This is a genomic window from Kitasatospora sp. NPDC058406, assembly GCF_042722765.1.
Classification (GTDB): domain Bacteria; phylum Actinomycetota; class Actinomycetes; order Streptomycetales; family Streptomycetaceae; genus Kitasatospora.
This window is the reverse complement of the sequence record NZ_JBHXKE010000085.1, coordinates 1-15,519: the sequence shown is the minus strand read 5'-3', so window position 1 is coordinate 15,519 and position 15,519 is coordinate 1. Positions and strand designations below refer to the sequence as shown.

The 15,519-nt window shown below is 73.0% G+C and carries 15 protein-coding genes; 9 read left to right on the top strand and 6 right to left on the bottom strand.

The window, feature by feature from the left end; genetic code table 11:
- Positions 1 to 342: 342 nt before the first annotated feature.
- On the top strand, positions 343 to 942 hold the full coding sequence (locus ACFWOG_RS18540) for a polysaccharide deacetylase family protein (protein WP_380359667.1): 600 nt from the start codon (positions 343 to 345) through the stop codon (positions 940 to 942).
- Positions 943 to 1,002: 60 nt separating this feature from the next.
- On the opposite strand, the gene ACFWOG_RS18535 is transcribed toward ACFWOG_RS18540, so the two are convergent.
- From ACFWOG_RS18535 to ACFWOG_RS18515, 5 genes are all read right to left on the bottom strand, one after another.
- A complete protein-coding gene (locus ACFWOG_RS18535; RefSeq protein WP_329876664.1) occupies positions 1,003 to 1,170 on the bottom strand; it encodes a hypothetical protein in 168 nt (55 codons plus the stop codon).
- Between the two features lie 214 nt (positions 1,171 to 1,384).
- Complete coding sequence (locus ACFWOG_RS18530) at positions 1,385 to 2,476, bottom strand: vWA domain-containing protein (RefSeq protein ID WP_329883820.1); 1,092 nt, start codon at positions 2,474 to 2,476, stop codon at positions 1,385 to 1,387.
- A gap of 748 nt (positions 2,477 to 3,224) precedes the next feature.
- A complete protein-coding gene (locus ACFWOG_RS18525) occupies positions 3,225 to 3,746 on the bottom strand; it encodes a hypothetical protein (RefSeq protein ID WP_380359666.1) in 522 nt (173 codons plus the stop codon).
- A 247-nt stretch (positions 3,747 to 3,993) separates the two neighbouring features.
- Positions 3,994 to 5,187, bottom strand: a complete 1,194-nt coding sequence (locus ACFWOG_RS18520) for a SpoIIE family protein phosphatase (protein ID WP_329950248.1) — start codon at positions 5,185 to 5,187, stop codon at positions 3,994 to 3,996.
- Positions 5,184 to 6,791 (bottom strand): CHASE3 domain-containing protein, encoded by a 1,608-nt coding sequence (locus ACFWOG_RS18515; RefSeq protein ID WP_380359665.1) that lies wholly within the window; start codon positions 6,789 to 6,791, stop codon positions 5,184 to 5,186. The genes ACFWOG_RS18520 and ACFWOG_RS18515 overlap by 4 nt, the downstream gene beginning before the upstream one ends.
- Positions 6,792 to 6,902: 111 nt before the next feature.
- On the opposite strand from ACFWOG_RS18515, the gene ACFWOG_RS18510 reads away from it, so the two are divergent.
- Together ACFWOG_RS18510 and ACFWOG_RS18505 are read left to right on the top strand one after the other, a co-directional pair.
- Complete coding sequence (locus tag ACFWOG_RS18510) at positions 6,903 to 7,676, top strand: response regulator (RefSeq protein WP_380359663.1); 774 nt, start codon at positions 6,903 to 6,905, stop codon at positions 7,674 to 7,676.
- Positions 7,677 to 7,770: 94 nt separating this feature from the next.
- The gene (locus ACFWOG_RS18505; RefSeq protein WP_329883814.1) at positions 7,771 to 8,127 is read left to right on the top strand and encodes a hypothetical protein; all 357 of its coding nucleotides are present in this window, start codon (positions 7,771 to 7,773) and stop codon (positions 8,125 to 8,127) included.
- A gap of 165 nt (positions 8,128 to 8,292) precedes the next feature.
- On the opposite strand, the gene ACFWOG_RS18500 is transcribed toward ACFWOG_RS18505, so the two are convergent.
- Positions 8,293 to 8,769 (bottom strand): DUF5959 family protein, encoded by a 477-nt coding sequence (locus ACFWOG_RS18500; RefSeq protein WP_380359661.1) that lies wholly within the window; start codon positions 8,767 to 8,769, stop codon positions 8,293 to 8,295.
- Positions 8,770 to 9,997: 1,228 nt separating this feature from the next.
- Between ACFWOG_RS18500 and ACFWOG_RS18495 the strand changes: the two genes are divergently transcribed.
- From ACFWOG_RS18495 to ACFWOG_RS18470, 6 genes are all read left to right on the top strand, one after another.
- The gene (locus tag ACFWOG_RS18495) at positions 9,998 to 10,417 is read left to right on the top strand and encodes a hypothetical protein (RefSeq protein WP_355405930.1); all 420 of its coding nucleotides are present in this window, start codon (positions 9,998 to 10,000) and stop codon (positions 10,415 to 10,417) included.
- A 110-nt stretch (positions 10,418 to 10,527) separates the two neighbouring features.
- The gene (locus tag ACFWOG_RS18490; protein WP_380359659.1) at positions 10,528 to 11,478 is read left to right on the top strand and encodes a hypothetical protein; all 951 of its coding nucleotides are present in this window, start codon (positions 10,528 to 10,530) and stop codon (positions 11,476 to 11,478) included.
- 87 nt (positions 11,479 to 11,565) lie between these two features.
- Positions 11,566 to 13,578: a PE-PGRS family protein gene (locus ACFWOG_RS18485; RefSeq protein ID WP_380359657.1), complete on the top strand. Its 2,013-nt coding sequence runs from the start codon at positions 11,566 to 11,568 to the stop codon at positions 13,576 to 13,578.
- Between the two features lie 238 nt (positions 13,579 to 13,816).
- A complete protein-coding gene (locus tag ACFWOG_RS18480) occupies positions 13,817 to 14,362 on the top strand; it encodes a hypothetical protein (RefSeq protein WP_329883808.1) in 546 nt (181 codons plus the stop codon).
- Positions 14,363 to 14,450: 88 nt separating this feature from the next.
- A complete protein-coding gene (locus tag ACFWOG_RS18475) occupies positions 14,451 to 15,194 on the top strand; it encodes a hypothetical protein (protein WP_380359655.1) in 744 nt (247 codons plus the stop codon).
- A gap of 35 nt (positions 15,195 to 15,229) precedes the next feature.
- Positions 15,230 to 15,463: a DUF6458 family protein gene (locus tag ACFWOG_RS18470; protein WP_329883806.1), complete on the top strand. Its 234-nt coding sequence runs from the start codon at positions 15,230 to 15,232 to the stop codon at positions 15,461 to 15,463.
- Positions 15,464 to 15,519 lie beyond the last annotated feature (56 nt).

The following is a 15,519-nucleotide window of genomic DNA, read 5'->3' as shown; positions in this document are numbered from 1 at the left end:
GAGCCGCTCCGCTCGCGTTCAATGGTGTCCGGCCGAAGCCCGCACGACCGTGCGCGGAGCTTTCGGCCTCGCACGGACCTCCCCGACCGGCCGTGGCGATTCGGCGACCCGGCGATCGAGAGGACACCCGAAGTGAAGCTCACAGCGAGAGCGGCGAGAGCAGCAGGAGCGGCAGAGGCCCGGACGAAGGACGGCAGGACGACACGCGGGAGGTCCCGGATCCGGCTCGGCGTCACCCTGGCCGCACTGATGGCGTTCGCCGCGGCACCGGCGACCGCGCAGGCCGCACAAACCGCGCGGACAGGGCACGACGACGCGGGGAGGCGCTGCTCCGGGGGCTACGTGGCACTCACGTTCGACGACGGTCCGACGGCGAGTACACCCGCGTACCTGAAGGCGCTGCGCGACGCCGGGAACACCAGGGCCACGTTCTTCGTGACCGGCGGCCTGGCCCAGACGCGCCCGGACGGGACCCCGCGCATCGCCGCGGAGGGCCACCGGATCGGCAACCACTCGTACACCCACGCCAACCTGGTCGAGCTCGACGCGCCCACCGCGTTCGCCGAGCTGCAGGACACCAGCCGCGTGATCCGGTCGCAGACGGGCCGGGCACCGACGCTCTTCCGGCCGCCGTTCGGCAGCACCGACGCGCGGACCAGGCAGGACGCGTCCAGGCTCGGGATGACGGAGGTGATCTGGACGACCGACACCGTCGACTGGAGCGGCATCCCCACCGAGACCGTCGTGGCGAACGCCCTCACCGTGAAGCCCGGCGGCATCGTCCTGCTCCACGACGGCCTGCCGACGACGCTCGCGGCGATCCCGAAGATCGTCCAGGGCCTCGCCGAGCGGCGCCTGTGTGCGGGCCAGATCGTGTACTCGGCCGAGCCCGTCGAGGCCTGGCCGGGGCTGACCTTCCACGCCAAGGCGGCCCGCTGGTGACGTAGCGATCGGGGCCCTTCGGCCGTCCGGGCACGGCGGCCCGGGCGACCGAACGCCCGGTCAGCCGGCCGCGGGGCCCGCCGCGGGCTCGAAGTCGTCGAGGTAGGGCTCCAGGAACGGCGCCAGCTCGACGGCGAACGGCCGGGCCCCGGCAGGGGCCGGGACGGGGGCGGTGGTGGCGGGCTCGGAGAAGGGCTGCCACAGCGGGAGCCGGTCGGGGGTGTTCATGATCGCCAGTGTGACATGCCACGGATCCGGACCGAACCGATATAGGGGCGCAGCCCGGTCACGGCGGCGGCCGTCGGCCGACAGGAGGCTCGTCGCCACCCGTCAGCGGGCCCGGCCGGCGGCGCGTGGGACTGCCCGACCACCTCCGCCGCCATCCCGACCGACGGACTCCGGGACGCTGTCGGCCGGGCCCGCGCCCGGACGCCGTCCCCGGCTAGAGGATGACGAGCACGTTGGTGCCCGACACCAACTTCCTGTTGACGGAGGTCGATTGGACGAACACGGTGTACTCGGGGTTGTCGCCCGGCTTCACCGTCGCCTCCGACTTCGGCAGGCCGAGAAGCCGGCGGGCCGCCGGGCCCGAGAACACCCTGCCCGTCATCAGGCCGGTGGCCGGGTCCTTCTCCGCCACGGCGAGCTGCTTGGTGCCCTGGATCTTCTCGCGCTTGGACAGCTCGTAGAAGGCGCACCCGGTGGTGTACGGGTGTCCGGCGCCGGTGACGAAGTCGCGGATCGGTGACTGCTCGTCGACCGGGATCAGGACGTACTTGCCGGTGTCCAGGGCGTCGAGGCTGGCCTTCACCTCGGCCGTGCTCAGGTCCTGGCCCATGGAGAACAGGTTCTTGGTGCCGCGCACCCCCTGCTCGCGGCCCCGCAGGAAGTCCGTGGCAGCCTTCTTGACGGTGCCGATGGCCTCCTCGACGCCCTTGCTGGAGTCGGCGTCCCAGATCGCGATGTTGCCCGCCGGGAAGCCGTACTCCTGGGCGGTGCGCTTGGCCAGGGAGTTCGGGACGAGGATCGCCGAGGTCCAGTGGTCGGGAAGGTCGTCCATGGCACTCCGGATGCGGTCCATCCACGTGCTCAGGACGGCCTTGCCCCGGCTGCCGCCCAGGCGGGTGTGCATCCGGCCGGACTCCGAGAAGCCCGAGGCGTTCTCTTCGCCGTCGGTGACGACCACCTGGAGGAAGGAGTGCTCCCCGTACCCCTCCCAGATGTTCTTCAGGTCGTCGACGGACTTCACGGCCGCCTCGATCAGCGCCGTCGCACCGTTGTTGACCTCGTAGAGGCCCCGCAGGGACGGCAGGTGCTTGACGTCCATGTCCCAGACCAGGTTCTGCACCTCGTGATCGAAGGCGTAGAGGCTGATGCGGGTCTCGTGACCGAGCCGGTCGGACTCCTCCTGAAGGCCCTTCACGAACTCGTCCACCACGCGCACGAGCTGTGCCTCGTGCTGGCGCATCGAGCCGGAGTTGTCGACCACCAGCGAGACGTGGTTGACCTTGTGCTTGATCCGGTTCGCAGACAAGGTACTGCCCCTCTTCCCACGCTTCTTCGACGCCTTTCCGGCGCCCCCTCCAACGTTGTTCCCACCTTAGGACGGGGCACTGACAGTCCCCTCCGACCTGGGGTTTCGCGAGGGTCGACGGTCCGTCGGGCCCGCCTTCCGGAGCGGGCCGGTGCCTGATCCGCGGTCACGTGGCTGCACTGTTCGGAGTGCTCGGCGGCCCGGCCCTGCGACACTCCACGACGTACGCGCCCGGCCCGGTGTCGGACCCGTACGTTGGCGAGCCGTGAGCAAAGCCACTGCACTCGGCACGTTCGTCCCGTCGGTCGCCGCCGTCGCCACGACGTCCCCGCCTGCGGCGCCGGCGGCCCCGGCCCCGACGCTGCCGGCCACCTCGACCGCGTCGGGGGCCCGGCGGCCGAAGGACACGGTCTGGACCGGTACCGCCACCGACCGGTCGACTGGACGGCCTGCCGGGACGCCGCGCGCACCGCGAGCGGCACGCGGTGCGCGCGCCTCACCGTCCCCCTCGACTGCGGCGAGCCGGACGGGCGCACCATCGAGATCGCCGTCTCGCGCATCGCGTCGACCGACCCTTCGAGACGGCGTGGCATCCTCCAGACCGTCCCGGGCGGCCCCGGGGTCCGCGGACTGGGCATGCCCGGCGACCTGCTGAAGGTGATGGGCCCGGGCCTGGCCGAGGAGCAGGGCCCGGAGGCGGCCCGGGCCGGGAGCGGGGCCGCGGCTTCGCGGCGCCCGGCCCGGACGTTCAGGCCGCGCGGCAGAGTCCTGCGGGGCCGGCCGGGGCCGAGGAGCGGGCCACGGTCGCGTACACCGGACGGGCGATGGGGGCGGGGGCCGCCTGCGAGCGGTTCCGCGCGAAGACCACCAGGCGCAGCACCGCGAACCGCGCGACACCGGCGAGTGCGGAGGCCGACAGGTAGACGGCCTGTTCGAGCATCGCTCCGGGCGCGGCCGCCAGTTGCTGCAGGGCGAGCATCGCGGCGCAGGTCACCGCGTACGCGGCCGCCGCCGAGCCGGCCGACTGCGCGTGCTGGCGCCGGGTCGCGCGCCCGCCCGCGCCGAAGGTGAAGCGTGCGTGCAGTTCGGTGGCGAGGAGCGTGGAGACCACGGTGATCAGGGCGTTGGCCAGGATCCAGGGCGTCCAGGAGGCGAGGGCCGTCACGGCGAAGCTGGAGGCGAGCCCCACCCCGCCGCCGCAGAGCACGAAGCGGGCGAAGGCGGTGCAGGCTCCGGGCTCGGTCTGCTTCCGGCTCTGCGCTGTCCCCATGATCCGCCCCCGTCGATGGCCACCCCACGAACCGCCCATGCGGTTTCCGACGAAGGAAACGCTACGTTGCCTTCAGCATTCAAGCAACACGACAGTTGCGCGGAAGTGCCATTTGTGCAGCTCATAGCAATATTTTCATTGCAATGGACTCTGGATCGAATGCAACGCCTGCTGCGCGTTCGTTGCACTCACCTGACGGTGAACGCTCTGCCGGAGGTCCGGCGGGGGCTGCCCGCCGGACCGTCGGCTACCGGTTGTCCCAGTCGAGGCGCAGAACGGCGAGGTCGTCGGTGTGACGGCCGGCGTTCAGGGCGTGGGTCTCCTGGATGACGAGGTCCACGTGGGCGGCCGGATCGGTCGGCGGCAGCTTTCCGATCAGGGTGAGCAGCCCCTCGACGCCGAGGCGCTCGCCCATCGTGCCGTTGTGGCCCTCGGTCAGGCCGTCGGTGTAGAGGGTCAGGGCCGCGTTGGCCGGGAGCGGGACGACCGTGGAGGGCCAGTCGCGCAGCCCCGGCAGGAGGCCCAGGGCGATGCCGTGGGTGGCGGTCAGCTCCCGGGTGCCCTCCGCCGTGGTGAGGAGGGGTTCGTGGTGACCGGCGAGATGGAGGGTGGCGGTCGCCGCGTTCTGGTCGAGGGTGAGGAGGGTGCAGGTGGCGAACATGGACGGGCCGCCGCGCTCGGCGACGAGGATGCGTTCCATCAGGTGGAGCAGGTCGCCGCCCCGGTGTCCGCCGAGGACGAGGGAGCGCCAGGCGATGCGCAGGAGGACGCCGAGTGCGGCGGCGTCGGGCCCGTGCCCGCTGACGTCCCCGACGACGGCGTGCAGCAGTCCGTCGTCACCCTCCACGACGTCGAGGAAGTCCCCGCCGAGCAGGGCCGTCGTGACGCCGGGGAGGTAGCGGGTGGTCACCGTCACCCGGGAGGTGTCGAGGATCGGCGGGGGCAGCAGGCCGCGCTCCAGGCGGGCGTTCTCCTCCGCCCGCAGGCGGACGGCCTGGGCCTCGATGTTGGCGCGTTCGGTCTGGCTGCGGTAGACGGCGTAGCGCACCGTCCGGCGCAGCACGTCGGCCACGACCATGCCCTTGACGAGGTAGTCCTGGGCGCCGGCGGCCATCGCCTCGGTGCCCGCCCGGGCTTCGGACAGCCCGGTCAGGACGACCACGGCCGTGTGCGGGGCCAGCGCGCGGACGGCGGTGAGCGCGGCGGTGCCGGACGCGTCGGGCAGGTGCAGGTCGAGGAGGATGCAGTCGACGGGGCTGGTGGCCAGCACCGTGCGGGCCGCGGCCAGCGTGGCGCTGACGGTCAGCTCGAAGCGCAGTTCCGTGTCGTGGAGGAGTTCCTCCACGAGCAGGGCGTCGCCCTCGTCGTCCTCGATGAGGAGGATGCGGTAGACCGGTTCGTCGGAGGCCGCCCCGGTGGCGGCTGCCAGGGCCGCGGTCATCGTGCCGGCTCCACGCCGACGCGGGTGGCTTCCCGCAGCTCGGGACCGTCCGCGATCTCGGGGGCCTCGGAGGCGAGGGTGAAGGTGATCCGGGTCCCGTCCCGGTACTCGGGGTCGACCGCGATGGTGCCGCCGTGGAAGTCGACGATCTTCTTGCACAACGCCAGGCCGATGCCGCTCCCGTTGTAGGCGTCCTTGGTGTGCAGCCGCTGGAAGATCACGAAGACCTTCTCCGCGAACTCCGGCGCGATGCCGATGCCGTTGTCGGTCACCGCGAACCGCCACAGCTCCCCCTCCCGCTCGGCCGAGACGTGGATCTTCGGCTCCCGGCCGGGCCGGCGGAACTTGACGGCGTTGCCGATCAGGTTCTGCCAGAGCATCCCCATCTGGGTGGGGTCGGCGACCAGCGTCGGCAACGGGTCGTGGGTGACGAGCGCGCCGGCCTCCTCGATACCGACGCTGAGCGTGGCCAGGGTCTGCTCCAGCGTCGCGGTCAGGTCGACCTCCTTGTGGGCGTGGTGGAGCCGCCCCACGCGGGAGAAGTCGAGGAGGTCGTTGATGAGGGTCTGCATGCGGTTGGCGCCGTCGACCGCGAACCCGATGTACTGGTCCGCCTTCGCGTCGAGTTGCCCGCCGTACCGCCGCTGGAGGAGCTGGGTGAAGCTGGAGACCTTGCGCAGCGGCTCCTGCAGGTCGTGGGAGGCCACGTAGGCGAACTGCTCCAGCTCGGTGTTGGAGCGCTGGAGCTCGGCCGCCTGCGCGTCCAGGCGCAGGCGGGCCTCCTCGGTGAACGCGAGCTCCTGGACCAGGCGCCGGCGCATGGAGTCGATCTCACTGCTCAGCCGGCGCAGGTCGGCGGGGCCGACGGACGCGATGGGGTGGTCGAAGTCGCCGCCGGCGACGGCACGGGCGTCGGCCCCGAGCCGTTCCAGCGGAGTGGTGATGCCGCGGCGCAGCCCTTCGAAGATCAGCACCGTGAGGACCACGATCACCAGGGCGATCGCGGTGAAGATCCAGTTCCTCAGCTCCATGATGCGCGTGAGGTCGTCCCGCGCCTCGACCCGGTCCGCGCGCAGCCGCTCCTGCTGCCTGAGGAGCGCCGACCTCGCCGCGTCGAAGGTGCTCTTGCCCTCCGCCGCCCGTTCGACGACCAGCGGTGACGGTGCCCCGGACGGCGAGGCCGCGGTCGGCCGGGCGATCCTCTCCTGCCACGTCGAGATCAGCCCCTCGACCTCGGCCAGGTCGACGAGGGCGTCGTCGTCGTCCCGGAGCAGGACCGCGAGTCGTGCGACGTGGGTCTCCTGCTCGGTGATTCCCTGCCGGTAGGGTTCGAGGAACTCGGGGTTGCCGGTGAGCCCGTACCCCCGGATGCCGGTCTCCTGGTTGAGCAGGGCCGACTCCAGCCGGAACGCCGTGGTCACCGCGGGCGACTTGACGTCCACGAGGTCCTCGCTGATCGACGCCGTCCGCTCCAGCACCCACGCTCCGGTCACACCGAGAAGGCCCAACACCACCAGGGAGACGGCCGCACCCACCCGCAGCCATCGCCTGGTCGTCCACGTGGAAAACCTCCGCGTCCGCGGCGGCCTGTCGTAGCCGGTCATCCTCTGAGCTCCTCCGGTGTGGCGGCCGCGTCCAGCGGCGCAGCGCTCACTGTAGAGGGCATCCGACAACGCTTGTTGTCGCGGGGTCAATCAGGGGCCTAGAGTGCGGATATGTCTGGCAAGAACTTCGTCCTGCGGACCACTCCGCAGGAGACGGCAGCGGTCGCGGACGCCGCGGTCGCCCACCTTGCGCGGCGTCTTGCTCTTCAGCTGCTGGAAGACCCCTCGCCGCCTGCGACGGACGGCCCGGCACGGTCGCTGAGCCTGCTGCACCTGCTGGACCACCTCCAGCAGGCCACAGTACGGCTCCAGCAAGAGGCGGCCGCCGCCGCCGCCGGCGCGGGCGCCGGCTATCCCCAGCTCGGTGCCGCCTGCGGCATGACCCGCCAAGGCGCCCGCCGCCGGTGGCCGGGGCTCTTCCCCCACTCGAACGACAACCCTGCGGAGCAACCGATGATGACCTCTCCCGCCCGTCCCTTCGACGTCCTGCTCGTCGAGGACGACGTGGCCGACGCCATGCTCATCGAGGAGGCCCTCACCGAGCGGGGTACCCGCAACCTGATCCAGGTCACCGACGGGCTCGCCGCACTGGAGCACCTGCGCGCGCCCGACAGTGTACGCCCCGACCTCATCGTCCTCGACCTCAACATGCCCCGGATGAACGGCCGGGACCTGCTGAAGGTCCTGAAGGCCGACGAGGACCTGCGGACCATCCCCGTCGTCGTCCTCACCACCTCCTCGGCCCCGGACGACGTCACCGGCGCGTACAGCAGCCACGCCAACGCCTACGTGACCAAGCCCGTCAACCTGGAGGAGTTCGAGCGGGCCGTCCAGACCATCGACGCCTTCTACCTCGACACCGCCACCCGTCCGCCCCGCGCGTAGGCGCTCCCGCCAGCGCCGTCCACGCCGACGCCGTCCGCCGGTTCCCGAGCGGGCGGAGTGGCCCGTACGCCGCCGGGTAGGAGTGGAGCCGGGGGTGGTGGACATGGTGTCCGACGGCGTGTGGCAGGTGCTCGTGGAGGAGGAGTCCAAGAACACCTGGGGGGAGGACGACCATCGATGGGGCCTGGCCGCCCGGCACCCGGCCCGCGACGCGGCGAACGCTCACGAACTGGCGGAAAGCCTGGCGCGGTCGTACGTGCCGAGCCTGCTGTCGGAGCGCAAGCCGTACCGCAGGCTGGTGTACCGGCTCGGCGGGGGCGCCTGGCTGGTCGCGCTGGAGTCGCACTCAGGCACGCTGCACGTCCGGATCGGTGTGGCCGAGCTGGTCGAGGTGATCGACCACCAGCCGCCCAAGCGGCGCACCCTGAAACAGTTCCTCGACCCGGAGTGACGATCGGCACGTGACACCTTCGAGCCTGGCGGAGCAGTGCGCCGGCGCAGAAGTCCGCACGTGGCAGTTCGGCGGCCGGCCGTCCTGGACGGCGACGCCGTCTCGGGGCGCCCGGCAGACGGCCCAGGGGCCGGGCCGCCTGCCGCGCCGAGGTCGGGCCAGGTGCTACCGGCGCCACACGAACACTCCGGGCGACGTCTCCACGGTCTCTCGCGGGAACACCCCGGACACGCGCGCGAGGAGGGCTCGCTGCTCCTCGACCCACCCGGCCGCCGGGGCCAGAGGGAGCTTGACCACCACTCCCGAGGACTCGGGATCGGCGACCGACACCCACATTCCGCCGTTCCGTGTCGGCTGGACGGTCAGCTCCGGACCGCGTCCCGAGTCCGGCCAGGAGGCGCTCCGCCCGCCGGCGAGCTCGCCGAGCTTCCTCTCCCGGTCCTCGACGTCGTCCGGGGTCAGCACCACCGGGAGGCAGCCGTGGACGACCTCGGTAGTGATCACGATCTCGCAGTCGAGCCAGTCGTGACCCAGGAGAGCGCCCGGAGCACTCCGGCCCGTCACCCGCACGCCGACGCTCTGGCCACCGAGCCCGGGGCGGTCGGCCAGGCGGATCAGGTCGACGGACTCGGTCTCCTCCACGACAGCTCTCTTCCCTGCGGCGACATCGGCCCCGGCATCCTCTCCCGGCACACCGACCGGGGTGGACGGCGGGGCCCGGGCAGCGCGGGGACACCCCGAGGCGGTGCCGGACCGGGGCGACCGGTGACACGGGTGGCGTGACCCGCAGTGCCCGCTGTCCGCCGCGGGCGGCGACGGTCGAGCGGGCCGCATGCGACGCCCGGTTCTCCCCCGGCCGATTCAGCACCCCGCCCCATTGGCGACCGCGCGGCCTGCCACGGGCGGGCGGCTCGCGGGATTCCTCGGTGAATACCGGGCGGCCGTAATTCGGAGCACCCCGTTCCGGTTTTTCGCGGCCGTTCGGCCGGCCCGCGGTCGGGTTTCGATCCTTCGCCCCGCCGCCATCCTCGAATATCGGAATCCACTATTCCGGATTCACCGGGATTCCCGCCCCCGCGCACTTCCCCGGCGGCGTCCGACAGAACGGATCGAATCCGACCCGGATCTTTTCGAGCCGGCCGCCATGTCCATGGCCGACCTTTTCGCCCCATAACCTTTTCCTGGAGGCCATGGAGGTCGAACCGGGATGAAGCCGCGTGAAATCGGCGGAACCGCGGCCGGCAAGAGGCACACGCCGCAGGATCCCCCCTCCAGGGCCGTCACGGCACGACGACCTCCCCCACCCGCACCCCCTTCCACCGAAGCCCGCGCAACGGCGCAGCGGGGACGGCGCAGCGGTTACGACAGACCCTGCGAACGCCGTGACGGCCCTGGGGCCGGCCGGCCGTCGGGGCACGGCCGCGACGGGACTCCCCTCCGAGCCGCTCCGGAAGCCGCTCCGTGGAGCCTCCGGATATGCCGTGGAATTTCCGGCGCCCGCGCCGGGACCGCCACTGCCACCCGGACCGCGTGATTCTTCCGCACTGCGGGCTAATCAGTGCGGGGCATATCCCCCGAAGCGGATCAGGTGTGGTCCAACAAGAAACAGGGGAACAACGGTCCGAATCCCCCGGCGACCGGATCCCGGGCGTCTCACAGTAGGACGTGAAATATTCTCAAACCCCACGTCAGCGGGTCGGCGACGGTTGAGACGTCTCAAGGAGGCCGGTTTCCCTTGGATCGACCCCACCCCTGGGGCAGAGTCGTCAATCGCCGGGCGGAAATCGGCCCGGACATGGCCAGGCAATGACCTCGCTCCCGATAGCGGGAGCGCGGGTAATTCCTTGTCCACCCACTGAAAGGCAGTGACATGACAAAGAAGATGGCGGCCGCCGCGCTGGCCGCGGTCACCCTCGGCACGGTGCTCCTGGGCACCGCCGGACCGGCTCTCGCGAGCAGCGGCGGCTGCGTCACCGGCGACGCGTGCGTCTACTACAGCCCCAACCTGCAGGGCGCCAAGTTCGGCAAGGGCGAGGGCGGCAACTACGACGGCTACTTCGGTGGCGGCGGGGCCGGCAACGGCCAGGCCGTCGTGAACAACGCCGCCTCCGTGCAGAACCTCGACCACTCGTGGAACCTGCGCGTCCACTACCGCGAGTACAGCATCCGCAACACCGGCCCGAACCAGTACGTGCCCCACGACCAGTGGGTGAACCTGGGCGCGGTGCCGTGGAACGGCGGCTCGGTCAACATGCGCAACAACAACCACTCGCAGAGCTGGGAGCGCTGACCCCGCCCTGACCGGGTGCCGGGCCCCCTCCCCGGGGGGCCCGGCACCCGGACCGGCCCCACCCCCGAACGCCCGCACCACCCAGCGGGCCGGTTCCCGAGGAGCCCGCCATGACGTCCCTCCGCCGTTCGCTGCCCGCCCTGCTGCTGGTCCCCCTGTTCCTCCTCGCCGGCTGCGCCTCGCGCCCCGCCGCTACCGAGGCCGCGCCCACCTCCTCCCTCGCCCCGATGGAGCCGCCGGCGATCGGGGACGTCCCCCTGCTGAGCCGGGTGGACGACCGGACGCTGCCCATCGAGGCCTACCTGCTGAGCGGGGAGCAGTTCCGGCAGTACGACGCGGCGCAGACCGTGCTGGTCGCCCGATGCGTGCGGGGGTTCGGTCTCTCCTACACCCGCCCGGACGGAGCCGGGGCGTCCGCCGAGACCCAGACCACCCACCGGTACGATCCGATCGAGATCGCCGACGTCACGGTGAACGGCTACCACTCGCCCGACCCCGACCGCGGGAAGAAGCCGGCCGGAGCGCCCTCCCTGAGTGCCGACCTCACCACGGTGCTCGGCTCCGGCCTCGGGCCGGACGGCAAACCCGCCCCGGGATCCGCCTCCACGCTCCGCGGGAAGCCGCTCCCGCCCGGCGGATGCATCGGGGCCGCGCAGAAGGAACTGACCTCGCGCGGCGGGACCGGCCGGGACGCCGACGTAGCGGTGGGGATCAACTACGAGGGCTTCGAGCGCTCGATGAAGGACACCCGGGTCAAGGCCGCCTTCCAGGACTGGTCACGCTGCATGGCCGACCGCGGCCACTCCTACGCCACGCCCGGGGACGCCCTGAAGGACCCGCGGTGGGCGGCCACCGCCAGGGCGACCGCGGAGGAGATCGCCACGGCCACCGCCGACGTCGAGTGCAAGGCCCGGACCAACGTGGTGGGGACGTGGTTCACCGTCGAGACCGCGTACGAGAACGAGCTGATCCGGCGGCGCCTGCCGGAGCTGACGGCGGTGAAGGCGGACAACGAAGCCATGCTGGAACTCGCCCGGTCCGTGACGGCCTCCGGCAGCTGAGACGGCGCCGGGGGCCGCACCGTCCGGCCGCACCTTCCCGGTGGCCCGTCGACCGGTCCCGGCCCTCGATCGGCGAGGATGGCCGCCATGACGAGTGCGAACGCCGAGCTGCCGGAACTGCCCGACCTCCCCGACCTTCTCAAGCGGGCCGGTTTGGAGACCGTCGGCGACCGGTCGGACCCGGAGGCCCTGACACCGTCGGCCGCCTGGCGTCCCGTGCTGTCCGGCGAGGTCGAACCCGCCACGACCGTACGACTCGACCGTCCCGACGCCGTCGTCGCACTGAACGCGCGGTGGCACCGGTTCGCCATCGAGCACGGAATCCTCGGCGCGGACGGCGAGTTCCTGATCGACGTCCCCGGCTCGTCCGGCAGTTGCGGCTGCCGCCACTGGACCAGGGTGCGCCTCACCGAGGACTGGGACCTCGCCGGCGTCCTGGGCGCCCCCCGCGGGCGGCCCGCCTTCCTGACGGCCTCGCCGGACGGCGGCACCCTGCTCGGTGTGACCTCCGAGGACGCGATCGCCCGGCTGGTCGCCGTGGAGCGGGTCCGTGAGCGTCAGGAGACCTCCGCCGCGCGGGAGGTCACCGAGACGGCCGAGGAGCGCGCCGCCGCCTGGACGTCCCTGGTCGACGGCCCCGGACCGTCCGAGGCGCTGGGCCGGGCGTGGACCGACGGCCTCGGCCGCAACCCCGCCCTGCCCGAGGACCTGTACGAGGACCTGGTGGATCGCACCGGGTGGATCCTCTACCGCCGGATGCCCGCGAAGGCCCTGGCGAAGGCACTCGGCCACCCCGACCGAGCCATCCGCATCTCCACCCTCGAACACCAACCCGGCCTGGGCCCCGAACACTGGGCCCAGGTGCTCCGGGACGCGGGATCCACCCGGACCCGTTGGGTCGTCACCATGCTGGCGGCGGAGTGGGGCAGGGAACTCCCCCCGGCCACCTGCCGACAGCTCGCGTCCGACCCCCAGGCCCGAGTCCGCGCCGAGGCCGCCCGGCTGCCCGGGCTTCCCGCCGACCTGCTCGCCGACCTAGCGGCCGACCCCGACCCGACGGTCCGGGCCGCCGCCTGCCGCCGGGCCTGGCCCCACCTGGACGGCCCGGCCCGCGAGGTGCTGCTCACCGACCCCGACGGCAGGGTCCGCACCCACGCGCGGCACCGGCACCACATCGACCACCCCCTCACCCGCGCCGTGTTCGACGCCGAGGACGGCCTGGACACCGACGCACTGCAGACCTGCCGACTGGACCGCGACCTCGCCGGGCACCTGGCCCGCCACGGCGCCGCGAACCAGCGCCGCGCCCTCGCCGACAACCCTCGACTGGACCCTGACCTGGTCGACCTGCTCGGCCGAGACCCCGACGAGGCCGTACGCCACCGGGTGGCCCTGCGCCACGACCTCACCGAGGAACAACGCGCCGCCGTCGTGGTCGCGTTCGACCCATCGGCCCATTCGTCGGCACTCGACTGGGTCGTGGCACTGCACGAGGATCCCGACGCCATGCGCCGGCTGGCCGCCTCCGGCCACCCGCTGATCCGGCGGAGCGTCGCCCGGGCCCGCCGCCTTCCGTCCGACGTGGTCGATCGCCTCGCCCGTGACGAGGACCGCGTGGTCCGGCTCTTCCTCGCCGAGTCCTGCGACGACGCGCCGGCCGACATGCTGATGAGCGTGTGGCAGTGGTGGACCGGCAGCCTCACCCGTCCCGACCGACCGCTCGGCCACCCCAATTTCCCCCGCACCGACCTGCTGCGCCACGCCGACGACCCGAATCCGCGGATGCGGAGGCTCGCGCTGGAGGACCCGGCCTCGACAGCCGGGCTGGTCGAGCGGTTCAGCCGGGACGCCGACCCGGAGGTGCGGTACCGGGCCGCCACCGACCCGCGGCTCGGGGCTGCCTCGGCGGTCAGGCTGCTCGACGACCCGAACCGGCACATCCGGCAGGCCGCCGCTGCCCACCCCGGGCTACCGGCACGGGTCCTGGTCCGGCTGCTGCTGGACTCCTGCACCGCGGCCGAGGCCGCCGCCCAGCCCGCACTCCCGGCCGAGGTCATGCGCCGGATGGCGGCCGGTCCCACCGGCGGCCCCCTGTCGTGACGGCCCGCGTCGCCGATCCCGAGCGCCCTGCAACCCTCCGGGCCCGGCCCCGCCGACGCCCTGACGCGGCGTCGGCGGCCCTGGCGCCGGCTCCGCACCCGGCGGGCCCCTCCGGGCCCGCGACCACGGTCCTGGTGCCACCGGGAGTTTGAGCCCGGCGGTTCGGGCAAGACGGGCCCTCGGCAGGCCACCCGGCGCGGAGCCGGGCAGGGCAGCACCGAGGGAAGGGACCCGGAGAATGGAAGCCGGCTACATCGCCATCGCCGCACTGCTCGTGCTGGCCGCACTGCTCGCGGTCGTGCTGCCACGACTGCGCTCCCGCAGGCTGCATGCCCGCTTCGGACCCGAGTACGACAACGCCGTGCTGGGCCACGACGGGCAGGTCCGGCTCGCCGAGCAGGAGCTCTCCGATCGGATCTCCCGCCACCGGAGCCTGCGGATCACCCCGCTCGACGCCGCCGACCGCGATCGGGCGGCGGCCGAACTCCAGGGCCTCCAGGCGCTGTTCGTCGAGGACCCGCTGCGCGCGGTCGCCGAGGCCGACAGCCTGCTCGACACGGTGCTCGGCCGCATGGGGTACCCGGAGAAGGGCCGGCTGGAAGCCGTCTCCGTCGACCACCCCGCCGCGCTCGCCCGCTACCGCACCGCCCGCCGGACGCTGGTCCGCGCCCAGGGCGGCGAGGCCGGCGACAGCGAGGCACTGCGAATGGCCCTGATCGCGGTCCGCGACCTCGCCCAGGAGCTGCTGCACCGGACCCGCCAGGGCGCACTCGCGACGCGCTGACGCCCCGCACCCGACGCACTCCGCGCCCCGCGCGCTCCGTTCCCGACGCACCCGAAGCACTCGAAGCACTCGAACGAGGAGGACCGTCATGACGGACACCCGGCACACCCATCGCGCTCCCGCCCTGCCCGCGGAGCCGCCCACCGCCGTACCGGACGTGCCCCCGACTCACGCCGCCCCGCCCGCCGCACCCGGCACGGCCCCCGACGGCCGGGCCCGGCTCGCCGTCGCGCAGACCCCGGTGCACCTGCCGCACGACGCACCCGACCACACGCCGGGCCGCGCACCGGAGCAGGTCCCCGGGGGGACCCCGGCCGGGCCGGACCGCCCGGCCGCAGGCGCCGCACCCGCCGAGCACGTACGGCCCGCGCACGACCGGCCCGCGCACGGTGCGGCACCCGCCCACGACGTGGCCGCCCGCAGTACCGACGCCGCCGCGGCTCCGGCCGGGGCCATGACGAAGGCCGACCCCGGTCCGCAGACCGGCGCCCACACCGCCACGCACGCCGGAGCCCACGGCGCCGCCCGGCCGACCCCCGGCGGCTGGCTGGACCGGCAGCGGGTCGAGGTGATCGCCGCCGAGTGGGGCGCCGTGCAGGCCGGGTTCGTCGACGACCCCGCCGGCGCCGTCACCCGTGCCGACGACCTGATCGGCCGGACCGCCGACCAGGTGGCCGAGGCGGTGGCGCAGCGCCGCGCGGCCCTGCGCCCGATGGTCGACGCGGCCGCCAAGGGATCCGGCGGGTCCGGCACCGGGGCCGGGTCGACCGAGGAACTCAGGCTCGCCATGCGGGACTTCCGCAGCGTCCTGGACCGCCTGATCGCCTCCTGACCGGACACCGGTCAGCTCGGAGAAAGGACAGACCTGTGGGAATCGGCGGATGCATCATCCTGTTCGCGGCCGGCGCCATCCTCACGTTCGCCGTCGACTGGGAGCTCTCCGGTGTGAACGTGGACGTGGTCGGCATCATCCTGATGGTCGCCGGACTGCTCGGAATCGCGGTCTACGCCCGGGCGCTGCGCCGCCGGCGGGCGCTCGGCGGCTCGCGCGTGGTCCAGGAGCCCATGGTCGAGGAGCGACGCTACTTCGACGGTCCCTGAACCCGCGGTTCCGGGACACCTGGGCAAGCCGACGGTTGACGGCGCACCCCTACGGC